Genomic DNA, 3,405 nt, shown 5'->3' on the forward strand with positions numbered 1-3,405 from the left:
ACACAATGTCAGCAGCTCGCGGTGACGGCATCACCTACTCTAACAAGAGCGGACGAATTAATGACTCAGGACACTAGTTCGTCGTGATCTGAGCCAATTCAGTTAGACCGTGCGGGCTCCGATCGATTCGTTTTCGTCGGCGCCCTCGCACGCTGGACTGGAAGGCCAGCGAAAAGGTCCGGGTTCAGCGCGACCGGGCAGCATTGGCCGGCGTGACCGTTGCCAATGCAGTGCGCAATGCTTCGGCGGGGAAGACTTCCTCAGCGAGTGCGAGCCAGTCGACGGCACCGGTCCTCGTCGTCTTGTCGACGGGCGGACGGCCGGTCGTGACGGTTGTGATCATGACACGATCGTCGTCGCTTGCAGGGTCCCCGAGAATGGCTGCTGGGCCAGACTTCGGACCCTCGAGGTCAGCTTTACCTATCCGTGGGGTAAGGGCCGAATGCTTATCGGGAAGCAGCCTTGAGTGCCATAGGTGTCGCCCGCAAACCCTTGACCGCTGCTCGAGTGAGGTCCAATGTTCCGAGTAGGCCGCCGAACACACGTCGGCCGGTAAGGACTGCTGATGAGCATCGACGACGATCCGGTCACCACGCTCGACGACCTCAGGAACGATCTGGCACGCCGACACAAGTGGACACCCAGCAGCGGCGCCTCGGTCGACCCGGCGATCGTCGACGCCGATATGGCGGCCCTCGACCGCGACGGCTACCTCATCTGGGAGAACCTGCTCAGCGCCGACGAGTGTCGGCACATCAAAGAGACGGTCGCGCCGTGGCTCGCGCACACCGGCCGCAATTCGTTCGAAGGGCACCGAACCCAGCGGGTCTACAGCCTGATGAGCAGGACCCGGGCCTGCGACCGGCTCGTCGATCACCCGCGGGTGCTCGCGGTCCTCGATCGGTTGTTGATGGACAACTATCTGCTTTCGGCGCTGCAGGCCATCAACATCCAGCCGGGCGAAACTGCGCAGCTGGCTCATCATGACGACGGCTTCTACCCGATTCCGCGGCCACGCGAGCCCCTTGCCGCGGCGACTATCTGGGCGATCGACGACTTCACCGCCCACAACGGCGCCACGGTGCTCTACCCGGGCAGCCACCGCTGGGGCAGGCGTCGACCGGAACCGGATGATCTCGCGGTTCCCGTTGTCATGCCTGCAGGTTCCTGCGTCTTCTTCGTCGGCACCCTCTGGCATGGCGGCGGCGCGAACACCACCGACAAGGCACGACTGGCCGTCACCGCCCAGTACTGCCAGCCGTGGCTGCGGCCGATGGAGGCCTTCACGCTGTCGATCTCCCGCGACACCGCGCGCGAGGTGTCCGACGACATCCGGCGCATGATCGGCTACAGCATCCATCCGCCGTTTGTCGGTGCCGTCGACGGCTTACATCCCCTGCGGCTGTTGGAGGCGCCGTGACCCCGCGCACGGCTGCGAGATTCGCTCAGTTCGCCGCGCGCATCAGCCCTGCTCGGCAATCCATTCGGCCGTGAAGCGCTGAATTGTAGAAATCTGCTGGGTCAGGAGATGGCCCATGATGAATTCGATCTTCGCCCCCACCAACGGCACCCTGAACTCCACGGTTGCGCTGCACTCCAGCGTCGAACCGCTCGGCGCGGGAGACAGAAGTATGTCGCCGGAACCGGATCCCGGCGCCCCATGCGTCGAGATGCAGACTTTTCCGCGGACTCTGCCCCCGGCGGCCGGGCACCAACTCTCGTTCTGCACCACTCGCCAGCTACCGGGAAAGAATCTGGCGACCAGTCTCGGTAGACCGTCACGACGCAGGTCTTGCACGACCACGATGTCCACCGACCCGTCATCGTTGGTGACCAGCGAATCCAACCTCCCGAACCCGCCGAACGCCTTCAGCCGCGAACGCCAGTACTCCGTCGCACAGAACGCCGAATGAATCTGTTCGACGGTGGCTGCAGATTCGACCGCGAAGTCGAATGACCGTGACACGAAAACCCACGCTATGTCTGTCGGCGGTAGGAGAGGTCGCTTCGGCGCAACTCCCTACGAGCCCATCCCGACGAGTCCGAATCGCCGATGTCCACGTCGCCGCAAGCGCAAGCCGCTAGTCTGACCGCGCAGCCACGTCGGTCAGACTCGAGTCGCGGGCTGGAGGAGGACGTGACGGATACGGGAAGTCCGGAGCCGATCGGCTCCGACGGCAAGGTCGACTTCACGGCGGTGCGTTGGGGATCTGTCGAGTGGACGCTGCTGTGCATGCTTTACCTGCGTGCGTGCGAAAGTCGTTCACCGACAACGATTTTAGGCGATCGATTCGCCGCGCGGGATGTCGCGCGCATCGAATACGACTGGCCGCGCGTCCACCGCGCCGTCCGTCCGGCGATCAATCAATTCGGAGTGGCATTGCGGGGGGCGCAATTCGACACCCGCATCACCGACTATCTGACCCGTCGTCCGGACACCACGGTGCTGCATGTGGGTTGCGGATTGAACAGCCGCGCAATGCGTTTGACAGTGCCGGCGTCGGGCCGCTGGTTCGACGTCGACTTTCCGCAAGTCATTGCTTTGCGCCGCAAGTTGTACGGCGAGTCGGACACCTACCGGATGATCGGCTCATCGATAACCGAGCACGGCTGGATCGATGAACTCCCCTCGGGTGGATCCGTGCTCATCGTCGCCGAAGGCGTGCTGATGTATCTGGCGCCGGACGAGGTGAGGGATCTGCTGCACCGATTACTGGATCGCTTCCAGACGGGTGTACTCCTCGCGGACCTCCTGTCGCCTTGGGGACCGCGGATATCCAGACTCAGGTCGGGCATCATCAAATGGGGCACACGCGACGGCGGTGAGCCCACACGCTGGGATCCCCGGCTTCGACTCATCGACGAAAGCTCCGTCATTGCAGGGTTCGAGAAGATCCCGCTCAGGCGGCCACGAGCCCTGTACCGGATGCAGAACGCGATTGCCACAACTCGAAACTACGATCGAATCTTTCGATACGCGTTCTGAAATGACGCCGACGCCGGCCCCGAATTCAGCAGCAAACACCCTGCTCCGAGTAATTCTGACGGACGCGAAAATTTCTCGCTGAAAACCGCCGATATGCCCAGTCGCCTGCAGTAGCGTCGGGTCCGGTTCATCCATCTCGGGGTCGGGGAAACCGATGAGCGTTGATCCGCTCAACAATGAATATGACAGCGGGCTCGTCCGGTTTGACGAGCAGCGATGCGGCGTCTGGCCAACCCGCGTAGAAGTGCCGGCTTGTCGAGGCTCAGACCTCGCATTAGCAGACCGCGGCTTATGCGAGAACCACGTCCAAGAGTGTCGGTTCGGCCCGCGGCCGACGTGGCCTCACAGGCGATTCACAGCGAGGCGGATCGCGTCAATTCTTCCCTTCTGAACTCTCCCTCGGGGATTGGGGCGCTCGA

General features: G+C 63.1%; 4 protein-coding genes. 2 read left to right on the forward strand and 2 right to left on the reverse strand.

The window, feature by feature from the left end:
- Window positions 1-184: 184 nt before the first annotated feature.
- Window positions 185-343 carry a hypothetical protein gene (locus AU193_RS23125; RefSeq protein ID WP_156425190.1) on the reverse strand — a complete coding sequence of 53 codons (159 nt, stop codon included), beginning with the start codon at window positions 341-343 and terminating at the stop codon, window positions 185-187.
- Window positions 344-565: 222 nt separating this feature from the next.
- Here AU193_RS23125 and AU193_RS12425 point away from each other — a divergent pair, with 222 nt between their 5' ends.
- Window positions 566-1,420: a phytanoyl-CoA dioxygenase family protein gene (locus AU193_RS12425; protein ID WP_064422691.1), complete on the forward strand. Its 855-nt coding sequence runs from the start codon at window positions 566-568 to the stop codon at window positions 1,418-1,420.
- Window positions 1,421-1,462: 42 nt separating this feature from the next.
- Here the strand turns inward: AU193_RS12425 and AU193_RS12430 are convergent, their stop codons facing one another.
- Complete coding sequence (locus tag AU193_RS12430; protein ID WP_064422692.1) at window positions 1,463-1,966, reverse strand: DUF2505 domain-containing protein; 504 nt, start codon at window positions 1,964-1,966, stop codon at window positions 1,463-1,465.
- A gap of 171 nt (window positions 1,967-2,137) precedes the next feature.
- Between AU193_RS12430 and AU193_RS12435 the strand changes: the two genes are divergently transcribed.
- Window positions 2,138-2,986 carry a class I SAM-dependent methyltransferase gene (locus AU193_RS12435; RefSeq protein WP_371259192.1) on the forward strand — a complete coding sequence of 283 codons (849 nt, stop codon included), beginning with the start codon at window positions 2,138-2,140 and terminating at the stop codon, window positions 2,984-2,986.
- Window positions 2,987-3,405 lie beyond the last annotated feature (419 nt).

The organism is Mycobacterium sp. GA-1285 (assembly GCF_001499905.1).
Classification (GTDB): Bacteria; Actinomycetota; Actinomycetes; order Mycobacteriales; family Mycobacteriaceae; genus Mycobacterium.